This window comes from Microbacterium gorillae (assembly GCF_000826185.2).
Classification (GTDB): Bacteria; Actinomycetota; Actinomycetes; order Actinomycetales; family Microbacteriaceae; genus Microbacterium; species Microbacterium gorillae.
On the sequence record NZ_LN648875.1, the window covers coordinates 598,868 to 616,268 of the forward strand.

Consider the following 17,401-nt stretch of genomic DNA (forward strand, 5'->3'; position numbering starts at 1 on the left):
TCAGCCGACGGGGACCGGCTCCGCGGCCTCGTCGCGGGCGATCGCTCGGACGGCGTCGCGGCCCGCACGATTCGCGCCGATCGTGGACTGACTGGGTCCGTAGCCGATCAGGAACAACCGGGGCTCGTCGATCGAGCGACCGTTCTCGACCCGGAGCCCACCCGCGGGCGTCCGCAGGCCGAGCGGGGCGAGGTGGGCGATGGCCGGCCGGAATCCGGTCGCCCAGAGGATGACGTCGGCGGCGTGCAGGGTGCCGTCCGGCATCCGCACGCCATCCGGCTCGATGGAAGTGAACATCGGGTGATGCACCAGCACACCCTTCTCCTGTGCGCTCTGCACCCACGGCGTCCAACGATCACCGGTGACGGAGATGACACTGCCCGGCGGCAGCCCCTCGCGCACCCGCTGCTCCACACCGTCCAGCGCCTCGATGCGCGACGCAGTGGTCCACTCGCCGCGCTGCCAGTCCGGCTCCCGGCGCGTGACCCAGAAGACGTCCGCCGCGACGTCGGCGATCTCGTTCAGCAACTGCGTCGCGGACACTCCGCCGCCGACGATGACGACGCGCTTTCCGGCGAACGCGTCACGAGAGACGTAGTCGTGCGTGTGGAGCTGGACCCCGTCGAAGCTCTCCCGCCCTGCGACGTACGGCCAGTACGGTTGCGTCCAGGTGCCGGTCGCGTTGATGACGTAGCGCGTCGACCAGCTGCCGTGGTCGGTCTCGACGAGGAGTCGCCCCTGCGGATCCGCGTCCACGCGCCGGACCGCCTGCACCCGGACCGGGCGACGCACGCGCAGGTCGAAGCGGTCCTCGTACGCCGCGAAATACCGCGGCAGCACGTCCCGCGCCTGCGCGTTCGGGTCCGCCGGGGGGACCGGGAAGCCGGGCAGCTCGTGGATGCCGTTGACCGTCGCCATGTGCAGTGAGGCCCAGCGGTGCTGCCAGGCCCCGCCCGGTTCTGCGTCCGCGTCCAGCACGACGAAGGTTCGCTCGCCCCGCTCCTCGGGCGGCGTGTACCCGCGCCGACGCAGGTGGTACGCGGCGCTGAGCCCGGCCTGACCCGCACCGATCACGACGACGTCGACGTTCTCCGGGCTCATGCTCATCTCAACGCTCCGCGACCCGGGTCCATTCCGCTGAATACGTCATGCGTGGCGGGCGCAGGTGGCGGTGTCGCCGCAGGCGGCGCACAGGACGACGCGATTGCGGCAGGTGTCGTCGGCACAGTTGACCATGCGGGATTCCGGAGCGTCGCAGGAGGCGCAGCGGCCGATGACGGCGGCGTCGTGACCGAACTCGATGGACTCACGGCCGTCGAAGACGTACAGCGAGCCCTCCCACAGGCCGGTGTTGCCGAAGCTCTCGCCGTAGCGGACGATGCCGCCGTCGAGCTGGTAGACCTCACCGAAGCCGCGCGCGGTCATCAGGCTGGACAGCACCTCGCACCGGATCCCGCCGGTGCAGTAGGTGACGACGGGTTTGTTCTTGAGATGGTCGTACTTGCCCGACTCGATCTCCGCGATGAAGTCGTGCGTGGTCTCCACGTCCGGCACGATCGCGTCGCGGAACTTGCCGATCTCCGCCTCGAACGCGTTGCGACCGTCGAAGAAGACGACGTCGTCGCCCCGGTCATCGACCAGCTTGTGCAGCGCTCCGGGCGTCAGGTGCGTACCGCCGCCGACGACGCCGGACTCGTCCACGCGCAGTTCACCCGGCGCACCGAACGAGACGATCTCGTCGCGGACCTTGACGCTCAGCCGCGGAAAATCGAGGCTCTGACCCTGCTCATCCAGGCCGGTTCCCTCGGACCACTTGAACTCGATGTTCCGGAACGGCGCGAACTCCTTGGTCTTGCGGACGTACTTCTTCACCGCCGCCATGTCGCCGCCGACCGTACCGTTGATGCCGTCCTTGGACAGCAGGATGCGGCCGCGCAGTCCGAGCCCCTCGCACAGATCCCGCTGCCACAGCCGGACCGCGTCGGGGTCGGTGATCGGCGTGAACTGGTAGTAGAGCAGGATCTTCGCGGGCACCGATCCAGCGTACGCGGGCTCGCCTGGACACTCGTCGCTCCGTCAGGGGGCGAGGGAGAGGTCCGCGGTCTTGAGCACCCCGTCGTGCATGTCCAGCACACGGTCGGCGCGTGCGGCCATCGCCGGGTCGTGGGTGGCCACCACAGCGGCCGTGCCGCGCCGGTGGACCAGGTCCGCGATCAGGTCCATGATCTGCACCCCGGTCTCGCTGTCCAGCTGCCCCGTGGGTTCGTCGGCCAGGAGCAGCCCCGGGTCCATCACCAGTGCGCGCGCGATCCCCACGCGCTGCTGCTGACCACCGGAGAGCTCCGCGGGACGCTGGTTCGCGTGGCCGGCGAGGCCCACGGCTTCCAACGCGCTCACCACGCGCGCATCGCGCTCGCGTGGATCCATCCGGCGGATGCGGAGGGGCACCTCGATGTTCTCGGCGGCGCTGAGGACGGGGATGAGACCCGAGGTCTGGAAGATCGAAGCGATCCGCGCGCCGAGCAGGGCGTCCAGGTCCGTCTGCGGTGCGGCCAGATCCACGCCGTCCACCTCGATCGTGCCGCTGGTCGGGCGATCGAGGCCGCCGAACATCGTCAGCAGCGTCGTCTTGCCCGACCCGGACCGGCCGCGGATCACGACGAGCTCCCCGGCGTCGACCTCCAGATCCACGCCGCGCACGGCGTGCACGTCCCCGGAGGGCAGGGAGAATGACCGGGTGACCTGACGGGCGGCGAGAACGGCGGTCATCGGCCGCCTCCTTCCTCAAGACGACGACGGGCCTCGGCCCGCGTCAAGGGCGCAGCGGGGGCATCCGGAACCGGGACGGCGGGAACCGGAACGGCATCCGGCGTCGGGGCCCCGGCGTGCCCCGGCCGGACCTCGACATGATCGGGCTCGAGTGCCAACCGGACGCGCTCGCGCAGGTTCAGGGCACCGACGAACTCCGCCGGGAGCTGCAGGCGTCCGGCGCGGTCCAGCACCGCATACTCCTGAGCGGTCCGCACGGTGGTGCCGTCCGCGTGCGTGAGTGTGCTGCGCAGCGTCTCGGTCGCCGTCCGCCCGTCCCGGATGCGGACGGTGCGGTCCACGTGCTCGGCGACGCCCGAGTCATGCGTGACGATCAGGGTGGTGACGCCCCGCTCCTTGTTGGCCAGCTCCATGGCGCCGAGCACCTCGGCGCTGGTGGTCTCATCCAGTTCGCCGGTGGGTTCGTCGGCCAGCAGGACGCGTGGTGAGTTCGCGAGGGCCACCGCGATCGCGACGCGCTGCTTCTGTCCGCCGGACAGCTGCGACGGCCGATGGTCGGCGACATGATCCACGGACAGCATCTTCAGCAGGTCATCGCCGATCGGACCGCGCTCGCGCGGCGGCACGACCCGCGCGACGGCGTGCGCCATCGCGATGTTCTCGCGGGCGGTGAGGTAGGGCAGCAGGTTGCGACCGGACTGCTGCCAGACGAAACCGACGCTCTGTCGTCGATAGCCGAGACGCTCCTTCGCGCCCATCGTGGTGAGGTCGTGTCCGTCGACACTCGCGGCGCCCGCGGTGGGCGTGTCGAGTCCCGCGAGGATCCCGAGCAGCGTCGACTTGCCGGATCCGGACGCGCCCACGAGCGCCACCATCTCGCCGGCATCGACGCGCAGGTCCAGTCCCTGCAGCGCTTGCACCTCCACGCCCTGGGCGGTGAAGATGCGCACCAGTCCTTCACAGTGGATGTCGGTCGCACTCATACGCCGTTCCTTCCGGTCATGACTCATCTCCCGCTCGGATCACGGTGACCGACGACACGCGGGTCGCGACCACGGCGGCCAGCGCCACCGACACCGCCGCCACGACGATGAAGCCGACGACGATCACCGCCTGCCACCATCCGCCGAGAATCACGGTTGGTTGCGATTCCGTCCCGATGAAGCCGGACAGATCCAGCGCCCCGGTCACAAGATAGGACATCCCGATGCCGGCGGCGATGCCGAACGGCAGCGCGATCAGCAGTGCCGGCGCGGTCTCCCAGAGCACCAGCGGCAGTTCCCGTCCGCGCGGGTAACCGATGGTGCGCAGCAGGGCGACCAGTCGCCCGCGGGAGCGCGCGCCGAGCACCAGCGTCATCGCCACCGATGCGCCCAGCAGGACCGCGACGATCACCAGCGCCGCCACGATCCCGGTGCGCACGGCCGCGAGCGCGGGGTCCCCGGCATAGCGCTTCGCGATGTCATCGGGGACCTCGATGGTGGCGCCGGAGAGCGTCTGGCGCACGTGCTCCACGACGGCGGAGGCGTTCGCGTTCGGGGCGAGAGCGGCGAAGACGCGCACCGGCGCGATCGGGGTGCGCACCAGGTCGCCGATATGGGAGGCATCGACGATCACCCACTTCTCCGCCGAACCGAACGGCGACCGCGGGCCGGCGACGGCCGCGACGTTCACGGCCGTGCCGTTCACGGCGGTGTCCTTCCCCACGCGATCGCTGATCGCCGTGGAGGCGATCACCGGCACCTTGTCGCCGGAGGCATCCCGCAGCGCCTGCCACGGCAGCGCGGAATCCGGGTCCGCCTGCTGCACCGCCGCCATGGCGGCGGCGTCGATGGCATAGATGTGAACGCGCGTCCGGCCGCCGTTGCCGGTGACCTCGGTCTGCTCATCGAGCTCCAGGACCGCAGCGGCGGCCACACCGTCGATGTGGGCCAGGCTCGCCGCGTCCTCGGCGCGGATGTAGGGCGCGGAGATCTGCAGATCCGCCCCCACCGTCGTGCGGGCGCCCACCTCGATGCCGCGTGTGACGGTGGTGGAGAACGCGACGGCGAACATCGCGACCGCGACACCGACGACGACGGCGAGCACCGGGGCGACCCGGACTGCGGGGTCTCGGCGGGCGCGCGCCGGCCCCAGCAACGGCACGAGCCCCCGCGCACGGACGCCACGCCGTTCTGCGGCGGACACGACCAGCGGCAGCACCCGCAGCGCGAAGACCGTGCCCACGGCCGCGAGCGCGAGCGGCAGGACGGTGAGCTGCGGATCAACACCGGCGACCGCGGTGCCGCGGGTGAGCACGAGGGCGATGAGTCCGCCGGTCAGCGCGAGCACGACGAGTTCGATCGCGATGCGCCGCCACTTCGCGGTGGGTGTGGCCAGACCGAGGTCACGGCGCTCACGTTCTTCGGCGGAGCTCCAGGACATCGCCGGCAGCACGATCATCGGGACCAGGGCGAAGACGGCGGGCGGCACGAGGGCACCGACGCCACCCCATCCGGCGATCGCGGCCGCGACGCCGGCCCCGACGGCCGCGCCGATCGCACCGAGAACGAGCCCCTCAACCGCGATCAGAGTCAGCACCCACCAGGGCGCAGCCCCGCGTGCGCGCATGAGTCGGACGATCGGCGCGCGGCGTTCGGACAGCATCCGCCCCGCCAGCGAGAGCGCCACGAATGCCACGGCGAACGGACCGACGGCGATCGTGGCGAGCACGGCGACCATCGCCGCCGCTCGGGACGCGCCCGCGTCGATGGCCACAGGGACCGCCGAGTTGAACGCCGCCGGGACGCCGTACGAGTGTGCGAAGGTCACGCCGATCAGTTGCGGATTCGCGGCGAAGACACGCAGTTGCTGAGCGAGCCGGGCCGCGTTGTCGGCGGTGATGGCGTGGACGTTCAACGGGAACCACGCCGTGACGCGCGTCACGTCGGCGAAGTCGGAGACCTCGGACAGGAGCTCTTCGGGCAGCACCGCGTCAGCGGTCAGCGTGATGTCCCCGCTCGGGCTGACCTGCTGACCGGGCACGAGCAGCGCCGAGCGGTGCGCCCAGGCGTCCGCGTCGGGGTCGATCGGCTCGAACGTGCCGGTCAGGGTGACCGGGATCGTCGTCACATTCAACGTGATCCGGCGCGTCTCTCCGACGGGCCATTTCAGGTCCTTCGCCGCGACCGCGGACAACGCGATCTGCCAACCCTTGTCTTTGTCGGTATACACCCCCGGCGCGGATCCGGAGGTGTAGCGCGCCAGCTTCCCGACGTCCGGATCGATCGCCAGGCTGATCCAGTTCTTCGGCGTGCCGGCGATGCCGGGCGCCTGGGCGGGGGGCAGCGTGAGCCGGTAGGTGCCCTTGCCCAGCACACCCTGCAACGGCGCAGGGGCGGCGGCGCGCAGGGCGGCCAGCTGGCCAGTCACTCCGTTCCACCCGGTGCCGTCCGTCGGCGCACCGACCACCGACGCCGTGGGATCAGCGGCCATGGTGGTGACGTCGTCGACCGCCGCGCGCACGGTCGCGGTCCGGGCCTGCTCGAGATACACCGGTGCCGCCGCACCGACGAGGGAGAGGACGGCGACCACGAGCACGATGAACGCGGACAGCAGCGGGGCCGTCGCGACGGTGCGCAGCAGCACGGTGGCGGTTCCGGGACGGCTCACACCAGCACCCCCTCGATCACGGGGACGATGAAGGCGGCGACGATGACGCCGACGATGATGCCGATGATCACGGCGAACACTCCCGTCACCAGGACTTCGACCGCGCGCACCCGCCGCTGGCGCGACCTCGTGAGCCCGACCGCGCGCAGCGGCAGAGTCTCATCCGGCCGAGAGCCGCCGGCGGACACCGTGATGAAGCCGACCACCGCCAGGACGGCCGCGACGCCGATACCGGAGACGATCGCGAGGTTCGCCGCGTCCAGGATCGGGGCGTCACTGACCGCCTGCGGGGTCAGTACCGTCGCACCCGTGCTGCGAACGGCCGCACGCACGGCGGGGGCGAGCTCGTCCGGTGCCGCAGCCGACGCCCAGACCTCGCGCGCCGCGGGAGGTATTGCGCCGTCATGCAGCACGGACAGCTCGAGGGAGACCAGGTCGACCCCGATCGCGGACGGGTCCCCGGCGCCGGGGACCGACGGCACGACCGCGGCCACGGTGAGTTTCGCGGTGGTGGATGATCGCGAGAGCTGCACGGTGATGTCGCTGCCGCGTTTGAGGCCGAGCCGTTCGGCGAAGGCGGTGGTCACGACCGCCGGAACGGGCCCGGCGTCGCCGGCGACGATGCGGACGCTGGGCGTCTCGGAGCCCAGTGCGACTCGTCCTTCCGTCGACGCCTTCAGCGAAGACGCGACTTCGAACGGCACCTTGGCCCAGTCCGATGCGCCGGCGCCCTGAATGAGGTCGTACGCGACGAAGTGCTCGCCGGTCGCAACGGGGACGGTGATCTCGTGGGTCGTGCCATCGATGCGCACCTGCGTGACCGCGCCGCGCGTCACGACGCCCGCGTCGGTCATGAACCAGGGGGTGACTTCGATCAGCGGGGGCGGGATCGTCGGATCCAGGATCGGGTTGCCCATCTCATCGTAGGAGCGGACGGGATCCGGTTTGTCTCCGGAGACCGTGATGGTCGATCCGCTCGTCGGCCCCGGGGCCTTTGCGGCCCGCAGGGCACCCGGCAGCGCCGTGCCCGCGCGCGCGATGAAACCGGCTTTCTCCTCGCCCGCGCTGGCCGGCTGCACGAGAACCGGAGCGGCCCCGGTGATCCCGGGCAGTCCGGCGACCGCGTCCACGCCCACGACCGCTTTCGTGGTGGCGCTGTCGGTACCGGGGAAGAGGACCCGCACGTCCGTCCCGAGCCGGGTGTGGACGGCGGCGCCGATCGCCGCGCTGACCCCGGTCAGCAGCCCCGCTCCGAGCACGACGCTGCCGACGCCGAGGGAGAGGCAGAGTACGGCGGAGGCCACGACCTGCGAATGTCGGGCGAGCTGACGCAGCGGCAGCACCGGGATGATCCCGCGCCCGCGAGCCACGACCTGCGAATGTCGGGCGAGCTGACGCAGCGGCAGCACCGGGATGACCCCGCGCCCGCGACGCGCGAGCCGCTCAGCGAGCGCGGCCGCCGGGCCCGCCAGCAGCGGAGCCGCGAACGATCCCGCCACGAGGGCGAGCGCGGGAGCGGACGCCGCGAGGACGTCGAAACGTCCGCCCACGACGAAGGACCCGTCGCTGAACAGCTGCGCCAGGGCGAGTCCGGCCACGCCGGCTGCCAGCAGGAACGGCAGGACGAGGGCGCCGGCGACGAGGAGGCCGCTGTCGGCGCGGCGGCGCGCGATCTGCGCCGAATCGCGCAGCGTCGCGACGACGGCGACGCTCGCCGCGACCGCGGCCAGGAGGACGCCGATCGCCGCCCCCACGAGGACGTCTCCCCCGGTGGCGAGGATGACGGCGCATGCGACGACTCCCCCGACCAGGACGGCGAGGGCGGATTCGACGGCCGCGTGGCGGCCCAGCTCACCGCCGGCCGCGCCGCGCGCGCGCATCAGCACGAGTTCGTCCTGGCGGGCACGGGACATGCCCGCGACGAGGAGGCCGATCACGAGCGCCGCCAGCACGACCACGACGACCTGCGGAACCAGGAGGACACCCCGAGCCGTCGCGGTCGCGGCCACGATGCGCGCCGCGGTCGCCGCGATTCCGACCTCGATCGCGGCCGAGACCTGACGCTGCGGGTCGGCGCTGTCCGGAATGCCGCGCAGCTCCTCGATCATGCGCTGGTCGGCGGTGACCGCGGCCGTGTCGAAGCGCGTGGGGCGAATGTTCCAGCGGGTCTGCGGCGTGGAGTCCATCTTCGCCATGTCCGCGTCGGTGATCACGAGCGGACCGATCGCGTCGACGGTGCCGCCCACCCCCGGAGTGGACGACCACTCCCACGAGGCCGGGTCCGTCGGAGTCCAGGACCCGACGATGCGTGCGGACACCGGACCGATCGGGATCTCGTCGCCGATATGCGCGCCCAAGGCGTTCAGCGCGGCGGTGGTCGGTGCCACTTCGCCGGCCGCGGTCGGCCACGCACCGGCGTCCAGAGCGGCTCGCTGGGAGATGTCGGCGTCGGAGAGCAGAACAACCGTGTGCGACCCGGATGGTTCCTGCGTGAAGGTCTGCTCGACGATCGACACCTCGGCTCCGGAGGTGGCGTGGTGGATGGCGTCCTCGACGGCCTGCGCCTGCTTCTCCGCCCCGGGGACGCGAAGGATCTGCACGCTGAGGGTCTGCGCTTCCGGTGCGGCTCTGTCCAGAATCAGCGCGGCGCCCCGATCGAGTCCGCTGTCGGTGATCGCCTCACCGAGTCCGATGGAGAGCACGGCGAGCAGCCCGACGATGGCGATGGCGACCAGCCGGCCGAGATGCGTGCGCGCTCGGCGGAGCGTGAAAGCCATGCATCTCCCTCGTCGCCGCGGCCCCCTGCCGCTGACCCCCTGGCACATTACCCGCAGATCAGGCCGGTGTCCGGCTCTTCGAGGATTTTTTTTCGACCCGCACCCCCGGGACGATTCGGTGCCCGGTGGAGAGCGATCTCAGCGCCGCCGGAGCCCGGCGTCCGCGTCCACGACGAGGTCGTCGAACAACCGGCGGAGGCGTCGGCGGTCGGCCGGGGCGAACAGCGCCAGCTCCAGCTGGGCCGTCTCGCCATCCCGGGTCCGGAACGTCCACCCCGCCAGGGACGGCATCCGCGGCCGTGCCGGGATGTTCTCCACCACGTGCGTGAGGTTCCCGAGCGACGATCGCCACACCGGCCGGAGGCGACGACGCACGACGACCTGGTTCGGGTCGAGCTCGACCGCTGCCCCCGTCGCGAACCACACCGCGATCGCGCCCGCGAGCACGCCGATTCCGAGCACCACGGCACCACCGATCAGGTTCGACCGGCCCACACCCCACAGCACGATCCCCCACGCCAGCACGGCGAGAAGGTACGCGGAGAGGGGACCGGCCGCGCTGCCGCGAACGACGACGGGCGATTCCGGGGGCGTGAACACCCTCCGATGCTACCGAGCGCGCTGCGGCTCAGGAGTGCACGCCGTCGAGGTACCACCAGCGCCCGCTCTGGCGCACGAAGCGGCTGCGCTCGTGCAGCGTCTCGGTTTCCGCGCCGGATCGATGGCGAGCCTCGAACTCCACCACGCCGCGGCGGGCATCCGGAGCCGGAAGAGGCGCGTCCACGATCGTCAGCCCGAGCCATCGGGTGTCCGGGTCGGGCTCCAGAACCTCCGGAACCGTTCCGGGATGCCACGTGGCGCGCAGGTGGTCGACGTCATCGACCGCGAACGCCGTGTACCGCGAGCGCATCAGCTCCTCGGGAGTCTCCGGCACCGCGGCGCCGGAGAGGAAGGGCCCGCAGCACGTCCCGTAGCTCCGCCCGGACTGGCAGGGGCAGGGGGCATTCGGCGGCGGCGTCCTCACCCCACCATTCTCCCCGCCGCCGGGGCAGGATGGACCCATGAGCCACGACCTGCCGGCGCCCATGCTCGCGAAATCGGTGCCCACGATCCCGGACCCGGCGAAGTATCCCGGTGGGCTGAGCTTCGAGCCGAAGTGGGACGGCTTCCGCGTCCTCGCGTCGTGGGACGGTTCGAGCGTCGAGCTCGGATCGCGGGGCGCGAAACCCCTCACTCGCTACTTTCCCGAACTGACGGCCGCCCTGGCCGAGATTCTGCCTCGCCCATGCGTGATCGACGGCGAGATCGTCGTGCCCGTGCAAGCCGACGGTCGGCGACGGCTGGACTGGGAGGCACTGTCCGCGCGGATCCACCCCGCGGCCTCTCGCGTGACGCTCCTCGCCGCCGAGACACCGGCGCTGATCATCGCCTTCGACCTGGTGCGGGAGGGCGACGAGGATCTCCTCGCGCACCCGTTCCACGAGCGTCGCGCACGGCTGGAACGCCTGCTGGCCGACGTCCCGGCGCCGATCCGACTGACCCGCACCACCACCGACCCGGCGCTGGCCTCGACCTGGCTCGAACGCTTCGAGGGAGCAGGGCTGGACGGTGTGGTGGCCAAGCCCCGCGATGCGGTCTACGAGCCCGGCAAACGCACGATGCTCAAGATCAAGCACGCGCGAACGGCGGACGTGGTGGCGATCGGGTACCGGGTGCACAAGTCCGGAACCGGCGTCGGATCCCTGCTGGTCGGGCTGTTCGGCGCGGACGGCGTGCTGCGCCAGGTCGGCGGGGTGTCCGCGTTCACCGATGTCCGACGGCGGGAGCTCGTCACGGAGCTGGAGCCCCTGGTGGAGCGGGATGCCGACGGATCCGTCGCCACCGCTGCGGGAGAGCGTTCTCGCTTCTCGGCCGGACGGGACACCACTTTCGTCCCGCTGCGTCCGGAGCGCGTCCTGGAGGTGCGCTACGACCAGCTCGAGGGAGCACGCTTCCGCCACACCGTGCAGTTCGAGCGATGGCGGCCCGATCGGACGCCGGACTCCTGCCGCCTGGAGCAGCTGGAGCGTCCCGTGGCCTACGACGTGGACGACGTTCTGGACGGCCCCCGACACGAGTGAGGGTCCGAAAACCGCACTACGGAAGTTGGGTCTGGGCCATACGTCGATCTGTGCAGGGAACCCCGGCCTGCTAGCGCGTAGATCACAATCGGTCTACTGTCGGAATCCCCAGCATCACCGAATCCCCCCAGGTGATACGTACATTCCTCGGATCACTCCGACCGGCGCTTCGCCGTCGAAATACATTCGACGCAACATGTCCAATCGAGAACCACTCCCCCACCGCCCCGCAACGGCCCCGTTGCCTTCGGCCCCCCAACTGCTCGGCCGCGCCGAGGAGCTGGACAGCGCACTGTCCCAGGTCCTCACCGGCCGGGACGTCGTCGTCGAAGGTGACGGCGGTATGGGCAAGACCAGCATCCGCCTCGCCGCCGCCGCGTCCGCGCGAGCGCACGGCTTCACGGTCGTGTCCGCCGCCGACCTCTCCCCCACGGACCTCCAGACCGGCGTTCTCGTTCTCGATGACCTCGAGACGATGACCCCCGCGCAGGTCGCGCGACTGCGTGAAGNTTGCCTGCGGCCCCCCAACTGCTCGGCCGCGCCGAGGAGCTGGACAGCGCACTGTCCCAGGTCCTCACCGGCCGGGACGTCGTCGTCGAAGGTGACGGCGGTATGGGCAAGACCAGCATCCGCCTCGCCGCCGCCGCGTCCGCGCGAGCGCACGGCTTCACGGTCGTGTCCGCCGCCGACCTCTCCCCCACGGACCTCCAGACCGGCGTTCTCGTTCTCGATGACCTCGAGACGATGACCCCCGCGCAGGTCGCGCGACTGCGTGAAGCGCAATCGCTCGGCCCGGTCCGATTCCTGCTCACCCGCCGCCCCCCACGGCCCTTCTCCTCATCCGTCGAGCACCTGCACGAGACGCTCGTCACCGACGCCACCGTCATCCCGCTTCGTCCGCTGACGGCCGCTCAGAACGGCCTGCTGGTCGATGAACAGCTCCGGCGCGGCGGGCTGCGCGCGGAACCCAGCTCCGCCGATCGCACCTGGGTGTGGGCGACCAGTGCGGGATTCCCGCGACTGGCCGTCCTGCTGGTCCACGACGCCGATGAGGCGGCCGAGGAGGAGGGGACGCTCGCGCGCTTCTCGCGGCGCACGATCGTGGCCGCCTCTGACATCGTCGCCGCCCTGCCCGCCCCGTTGCAGGCGCTCGCCGGGCAGTTGGTTCCCCTGGTGGGCATCCGCTTCTCCCGCCTCATGCGTTCGTTCGACCGGGTCGAACTCGGCCTGCTCGCCGAATCCCACGTGATCAGCGACATCGGCGGCCGCCTGTGCATCGCGCCACCGCTGCAGACCGCCCTGCGCCTGCAGAAGGAGTCGACGGACCTCAGCGGACCCACACGGGAGATCATCGCGGACGTGTGCGCGTCCGTCGACGTCGATGCGTCGTGCTCGGAGGCGGAGCTGATGATCGCCGCGGACGCTCTGGCGACGGACGCGCATCTGCGCGAGATGATCTCCGAGAAGACGCAGCTGATGGTGACGACCAACGCCATGTGGTTCGCGCGCCGACGCGGAGAGACCGAAGCGGCGGCCGCGCTCGCCCGCCGCATCATGACCACGCACCCCGATCTCAACGACAGCTCGGTGCGCATGATCGCGCGGAACGAGCCGGACGATCTGGATCGTTTCGCGCAGTACGTCGCCGACCTCTCGCCCGCGGTCTCCGGTGAGGATCTCTTCCTCTGGGCGCACTGCCTGCAGTTGCCGCTCACCACGACCGCACCCGGTGCCGCCGACCTGCTGGATCGCATCGAGGGCCGGGTGCCGGCCGCACTCGCGCCGCGCGTGCGCGCCCTCGCCGAGACGCTGCGGGCGGCCGAGCTGCTGGAGGACGGTGACGAGGAGGATGCCGCCGCTCTCGCCGCGGGAATCGCCGCGGACCCGTCCGCGGGCGATGTCGCCCGTTTGCGCGCACTCAGCGTCCTGAGCGCGGTGCACGCGCTGGCGTTGGACGGCCGGTCCCTGACCGAGTCGACCGACCGCCTCATCGCGCTGATCCGCTCGCTGACCCACGTCACCGCCATGGACGGTGACCTGTCTCGTCGGCAGGCGAACGACGCCCTGCTCGTGCTCGCGCTCAGTTACGTCGCGATCGGCCTGGAGCCGCCGGAACAGCTCCGCACGCTGATCGAGGATCTGCTCGCCGACGCGCTGCGCTTCGCCGACCCGGCCGGCGTCGTGAGCCTGGTGGTGTGTCGGATGTTCGCATCCGCCGCACGCGGGGATCACGCCGAGCTCGCCGGGCTGCGGCGCTTCCTCCGCCGCAAGCGGCAGACCGAGCTGTCGCAGTGGGCCCTGCACCGGTTCTCCGGCGAACCGCAGGTCACACCGATCCCGCTGCTGACCGGACGATTCGTCACGTTCGCCCTCACCGCCGGACACGTTCTGACCGAGGACGCGCAGTACGGCCCGGACGCGCTCAGCGACGGGGCAGACGCGCTCGGCGATTCCCCCCTCGGACGCGTCGTGCGGCGCTACGTGGCCTCGATCGACGGCACCGCCGCGCCGGCGAGCGATCCCGGAGTGCCGGAGCCGATCCCGGGGTCCGGTCCCGCCGCCTTCGAGGACTACGTCACGGGCGTGCGGCACCACGACGCCGGCGCGCTGCGCCGCGCATCCGAGGTGTTCGTCTCCCGCGGGTTGCCCGAGCACGCGCAGCGCGCGCTGGACGCGCTCAGCCCCCTCGTGGTCGGCGACGCCGCGGAGGAGCGAGCCGTACGGCTGAAGCAACGGCACGTGCGCTCGCTGCTGCGGGCGCGGCAGGCGACGCAGCAGACCCTCACGGCGCGCGAGCGAGAGGTCGCGATGCTCGCCGCCGGCGGTCTGCGCAATCGGGAGATCGCGCGACAGCTGTTCCTGTCGGTCCGAACCGTCGAATCGCACCTGTACCGTGCGATGCGCAAGCTGTCCGTCACCCGGGACGCCCTGCCGATGACGCTGCTCGCGCACGTGGAGGACGACTAGCGATCAGTCCCAGTCGCTGGGTGCGGGCACTCGGCGCGGCGGCAGCGCCGAGGCCCGTGCCCAGTCCTCGACCCAGTCGGCGATCTCCGGGAGTTCGTCGGGGCGGCCCAGGGCGGCGAACAGCTCGTCGTGTGGCACCGTTCCCCCACTGCGACGCACGAACCGCGCCCGCACGATGATCCGGGCGTACATGTCACCGGCGACCAGGATCCGGTGCTCGAGGTACACCGCCTTGTCATCGTGCCCGATCAGGCGGGACTCGACGTCGAAGCGCTGCCACAGCGTCAGGGACTTCCGGAACGTGACCGTCTCGCTGGAGACGACGGCGTGCCACCCCTGCGCTCGCATGGCCCCGAGGACCCCGGTGCGCACCAGCAGATCCCATCGGCCGAGGTCGACCAGCGACAGGTACCGGCCGTTGTTCATGTGCCGGAGGATGTCGAGATCCGTCGGCAGCGTGGTCAGGCGGACGCGGGAGACGGCGGTCGGCGCCAACCGCCCGTCCCGACGGACACGGAGTCGAGCGCGGAGCATCGTGAGCAGTGTCCGCCAGATGAGATTCACGCGACGAAACGCTACTGCACCGCACCATGAGTCGGCCGATTTCGTCCTGCCCGCGCGGACGGTTAGAGTCTGGCCATGGGAGACCAGAGCGCATCAGAGATCGTCGTCCGTCCCGTCCGCGTCAGCGATGCGGAGGCCCTCGGCCGCGTGCACGCGAAGTGCTGGCACGAGACCTACGACAGCGTCATCAGCACGGCTGTCCTGGAGAACATCTCCGTGCGGCGCCTCGCCGAGCTGTGGTCCGGCTGGGCCGAGCAGGGCCCCGAATTCGTGCGCAACGCCGCCCTCGTGGACGGCCAGATCATCGGCTTCGCCGGATCCGGCCCCGCCCGGGATGAGAACCCGCCCGCCGAGCGCGAGCTGATCTTCATCTACCTGCTGCAGGAGTACCAGGGCCACGGCATCGGACAGCGCCTGTTCGACTCCGTCGTCCCCGCCGGTCAGCCCTGCTACCTCTGGGTGAACGAGGACAACCCGCGAGCCCACCGCTTCTACGACCGCAACGGATTCACGTTGGACGGCGCCAAGCAGGAGGAACCCTTCCTCGGTGAGATCGTCACCGAGGTGCGCTTCTCCCGCTGATGCTCAGCGTCTTCGCGCCGGACGGGATCGCCGAGATCCGCTCCGGCGACGACCTCGTCGCCGTCCTCATCACCGCACTCGCGGGCGCTCTGCAGGACGGCGACATCGTCGTGGTGACCTCGAAGATCGTTTCCAAGGCCGAAGGGCGCTTCCTGGCGGCGACGGACCGCGAGGACGCCATCACCGCCGAGACGGTGCGCCTGGTGGCCTCCCGGACCTCTCCCAGCGGTCACGTCACCCGCATCGTGGAGAACCGGCTCGGTATCGTCTCCGCTGCCGCCGGAGTGGACGCCTCGAACGTTCCGCATGGCACCGTGCTGCTGCTCCCGGTGGATCCGGACGCGTCCGCGCGCGCCCTCGCCGCCGGCCTGCGTGCGTCCACCGGCGCCCGCATCGGCGTCCTCATCTCGGACACGCTCGGCCGCGCCTGGCGCGAGGGCCAGACCGACCATGCCATCGGCGCCGGCGGCGTCCACGTCTTCGAGGACCTGCGCGGCACCACGGATGCCGAAGGCCGTCCCCTCGCCGTGACCCAGCCCTGCGTCGCCGACGAGCTGTGCGGGGCGGCCGACCTCGTCAAGGGCAAGGCCACCCGCCGACCCGTCGCCGTCGTCCGCGGCCGTGGAGACCTGGTCGGCGACCTCGACCTCCCCGGCGCGCGCTCGATCGTCCGTCCCGCCGAGCGAGACATGTTCCACCTCGGCGCCGACGAGGCCTTCGCCGCCGGCCAGGCCTCCGCCTCCCCCTGACTCACGAGGGAGGCCAGGCGATCAGCGCTGGGAGACCTTGCCGGTGAGCTTGGCGATCGGTGCCAGCACCAGCGGCCGGACCGCAGCCAGGGCGGCCACGACCACCACCATCCCGGCGAAGAAGAACCAGAACCCGACCCAGTTGACGTTGTCACTGTTGCCGAACATGTGGTTCAGGTTCCGCAGTGCTCCGGTCGAGAAGACCAGGAACACGTGGATGACGATGAAGACGACGAAGTAGAGCATCACCGGGAAGTGGATCGCGCGCGCGACCTCCACCGGGTAGATCTTGTTCAGCGTCTTCGCGTTCTTCGGCCACAGTCCGCTCATCCGCACGCCGGTGATCGCCGCGAGCGGAGCCGCGATGAAGATCGTGAGGAAGTACATGATCTGCTGCAGGCTGTTGTAGTTGACCCAACCGTGCTCGGTCGGCCAGTCCAGCGAGATGTACTTCATCAGCGCCGTGAGCGCGTTCGGGAAGACCTCCCAGCTGGTCGGGACGACCCGCATCCAGTGGCCGGACGCGAACAGCAGCACCACGAAGATGATGCCGTTGAGGAACCAGAAGATGTCCACGCTCTGGTGCAGCCAGAGCATGATGCTGATCTTCTTCTTGTCATCCTTCGTCCAGCGCGCGCTCCAGAAGGCCTCCGGACGCGCCTGCGTGCGCACGAGCCACCCGGTGCGAATGATCAGCGCCATCATGAAGATGTTCAGGTAGTGCTGCCACTGGGCCCACAGCGGGAAGCCCGGAGTGGACGAAGCCGGCAGATCGTATTCGCCCGGGTAGGTGTGCATGAAGGAGCGCACACCGTCGAGCGAAACGATCCAGCGCATGAAGAAGACGACCATGGCCGCCGCGAACAGCAGTCCGATGCCGCCCACGATGACGGCGCCGACCCATTGCCCGGCGGTGAGCGGTCCGTAGCGACGGGGCTCAACCGCGACCGGGTGCACGTTGGCGTTCTTGCCCGCCCACACCGTGGTCGGTGCGGCGAGGGGAACGGAGACGTCCCGACCAGGGGCGACCGGAGCCACGACGGCGGCGGGGGTCTCGGTGGCGGCCACCGGCTCGCCGGTCACCGCAGGAGCCTCGGGTTCGGCGGGGACGGCCACGAGTGCCGTGGTGCCGGCGGGCGGCCACGGGTCCCCACCCCCCCCCCCCCGCCAGGCCCGCCCACCGCCCCGCCCCCCCGCGCGCGGGTTTGGGGTGGCCCCCCCC

14 protein-coding genes are annotated in these 17,401 nt (G+C 71.1%); 4 read left to right on the forward strand and 10 right to left on the reverse strand.

From position 1 onward, the window contains the following. The 8 genes from BN1193_RS12335 to BN1193_RS12370 form a co-directional block, all read right to left on the reverse strand. Positions 1-1,101, reverse strand: coding sequence for an FAD-dependent oxidoreductase (locus BN1193_RS12335; protein WP_040167015.1), 1,101 nt, complete (start codon positions 1,099-1,101; stop codon positions 1-3). Between the two features lie 45 nt (positions 1,102-1,146). Continuing rightward, complete coding sequence (gene trhO / locus BN1193_RS12340; protein ID WP_040166721.1) at positions 1,147-2,034, reverse strand: oxygen-dependent tRNA uridine(34) hydroxylase TrhO; 888 nt, start codon at positions 2,032-2,034, stop codon at positions 1,147-1,149. A 42-nt stretch (positions 2,035-2,076) separates the two neighbouring features. Beyond that, a complete protein-coding gene (locus BN1193_RS12345; protein ID WP_040166723.1) occupies positions 2,077-2,769 on the reverse strand; it encodes an ABC transporter ATP-binding protein in 693 nt (230 codons plus the stop codon). Continuing rightward, positions 2,766-3,752 carry an ABC transporter ATP-binding protein gene (locus BN1193_RS12350; RefSeq protein ID WP_052460716.1) on the reverse strand — a complete coding sequence of 329 codons (987 nt, stop codon included), beginning with the start codon at positions 3,750-3,752 and terminating at the stop codon, positions 2,766-2,768. Before BN1193_RS12350 ends, BN1193_RS12345 begins: the two co-directional genes overlap by 4 nt. 16 nt (positions 3,753-3,768) lie before the next feature. After that, positions 3,769-6,420, reverse strand: a complete 2,652-nt coding sequence (locus BN1193_RS12355) for an FtsX-like permease family protein (protein WP_040166725.1) — start codon at positions 6,418-6,420, stop codon at positions 3,769-3,771. Beyond that, complete coding sequence (locus tag BN1193_RS12360; protein WP_040166727.1) at positions 6,417-9,197, reverse strand: hypothetical protein; 2,781 nt, start codon at positions 9,195-9,197, stop codon at positions 6,417-6,419. Before BN1193_RS12360 ends, BN1193_RS12355 begins: the two co-directional genes overlap by 4 nt. 138 nt (positions 9,198-9,335) lie before the next feature. Beyond that, the gene (locus BN1193_RS12365; protein WP_040166730.1) at positions 9,336-9,797 is read right to left on the reverse strand and encodes a hypothetical protein; all 462 of its coding nucleotides are present in this window, start codon (positions 9,795-9,797) and stop codon (positions 9,336-9,338) included. A 28-nt stretch (positions 9,798-9,825) separates the two neighbouring features. Continuing rightward, positions 9,826-10,284 carry a YchJ family protein gene (locus tag BN1193_RS12370; RefSeq protein ID WP_326845053.1) on the reverse strand — a complete coding sequence of 153 codons (459 nt, stop codon included), beginning with the start codon at positions 10,282-10,284 and terminating at the stop codon, positions 9,826-9,828. On the opposite strand from BN1193_RS12370, the gene BN1193_RS12375 reads away from it, so the two are divergent. Together BN1193_RS12375 and BN1193_RS12380 are read left to right on the forward strand one after the other, a co-directional pair. Further along, a complete protein-coding gene (locus BN1193_RS12375; protein ID WP_040166734.1) occupies positions 10,259-11,317 on the forward strand; it encodes an ATP-dependent DNA ligase in 1,059 nt (352 codons plus the stop codon). The genes BN1193_RS12370 and BN1193_RS12375 overlap by 26 nt on opposite strands. A gap of 510 nt (positions 11,318-11,827) precedes the next feature. Then, complete coding sequence (locus tag BN1193_RS12380; RefSeq protein ID WP_040166736.1) at positions 11,828-14,284, forward strand: helix-turn-helix transcriptional regulator; 2,457 nt, start codon at positions 11,828-11,830, stop codon at positions 14,282-14,284. A 3-nt stretch (positions 14,285-14,287) separates the two neighbouring features. Here BN1193_RS12380 and BN1193_RS12385 read toward each other — a convergent pair whose 3' ends face one another. Continuing rightward, a complete protein-coding gene (locus tag BN1193_RS12385; protein ID WP_040166738.1) occupies positions 14,288-14,848 on the reverse strand; it encodes a thioesterase family protein in 561 nt (186 codons plus the stop codon). Positions 14,849-14,923: 75 nt separating this feature from the next. Between BN1193_RS12385 and BN1193_RS12390 the strand changes: the two genes are divergently transcribed. Both BN1193_RS12390 and cofE read left to right on the forward strand, forming a co-directional pair. Continuing rightward, complete coding sequence (locus BN1193_RS12390; RefSeq protein ID WP_040166740.1) at positions 14,924-15,430, forward strand: GNAT family N-acetyltransferase; 507 nt, start codon at positions 14,924-14,926, stop codon at positions 15,428-15,430. Then, entirely contained in the window at positions 15,430-16,179 is a 750-nt protein-coding gene (gene cofE / locus BN1193_RS12395; RefSeq protein ID WP_040166742.1) for a coenzyme F420-0:L-glutamate ligase, read from the forward strand. The genes BN1193_RS12390 and cofE overlap by 1 nt, the downstream gene beginning before the upstream one ends. A 21-nt stretch (positions 16,180-16,200) precedes the next feature. Here cofE and BN1193_RS12400 read toward each other — a convergent pair whose 3' ends face one another. Next, a complete protein-coding gene (locus BN1193_RS12400) occupies positions 16,201-17,262 on the reverse strand; it encodes a cytochrome b/b6 domain-containing protein (RefSeq protein ID WP_230206497.1) in 1,062 nt (353 codons plus the stop codon). Between the last annotated feature and the right edge of the window lie 139 nt (positions 17,263-17,401).

What these genes read in the sequence shown, in the direction of transcription:
- BN1193_RS12360 (WP_040166727.1), bottom strand. Translation starts at nt 9,197, where the DNA reads ATGGCTTTCACGCTCCGCCGAGCGCGCACGCATCTCGGCCGGCTGGTC.
- BN1193_RS12390 (WP_040166740.1), top strand. Translation starts at nt 14,924, where the DNA reads ATGGGAGACCAGAGCGCATCAGAGATCGTCGTCCGTCCCGTCCGCGTC.
- BN1193_RS12375 (WP_040166734.1), top strand. Translation starts at nt 10,259, where the DNA reads ATGAGCCACGACCTGCCGGCGCCCATGCTCGCGAAATCGGTGCCCACG.
- BN1193_RS12370 (WP_326845053.1), bottom strand. Translation starts at nt 10,284, where the DNA reads ATGGGCGCCGGCAGGTCGTGGCTCATGGGTCCATCCTGCCCCGGCGGC.
- cofE (WP_040166742.1), top strand. Translation starts at nt 15,430, where the DNA reads ATGCTCAGCGTCTTCGCGCCGGACGGGATCGCCGAGATCCGCTCCGGC.
- BN1193_RS12350 (WP_052460716.1), bottom strand. Translation starts at nt 3,752, where the DNA reads ATGAGTGCGACCGACATCCACTGTGAAGGACTGGTGCGCATCTTCACC.
- BN1193_RS12345 (WP_040166723.1), bottom strand. Translation starts at nt 2,769, where the DNA reads ATGACCGCCGTTCTCGCCGCCCGTCAGGTCACCCGGTCATTCTCCCTG.
- BN1193_RS12335 (WP_040167015.1), bottom strand. Translation starts at nt 1,101, where the DNA reads ATGAGCCCGGAGAACGTCGACGTCGTCGTGATCGGTGCGGGTCAGGCC.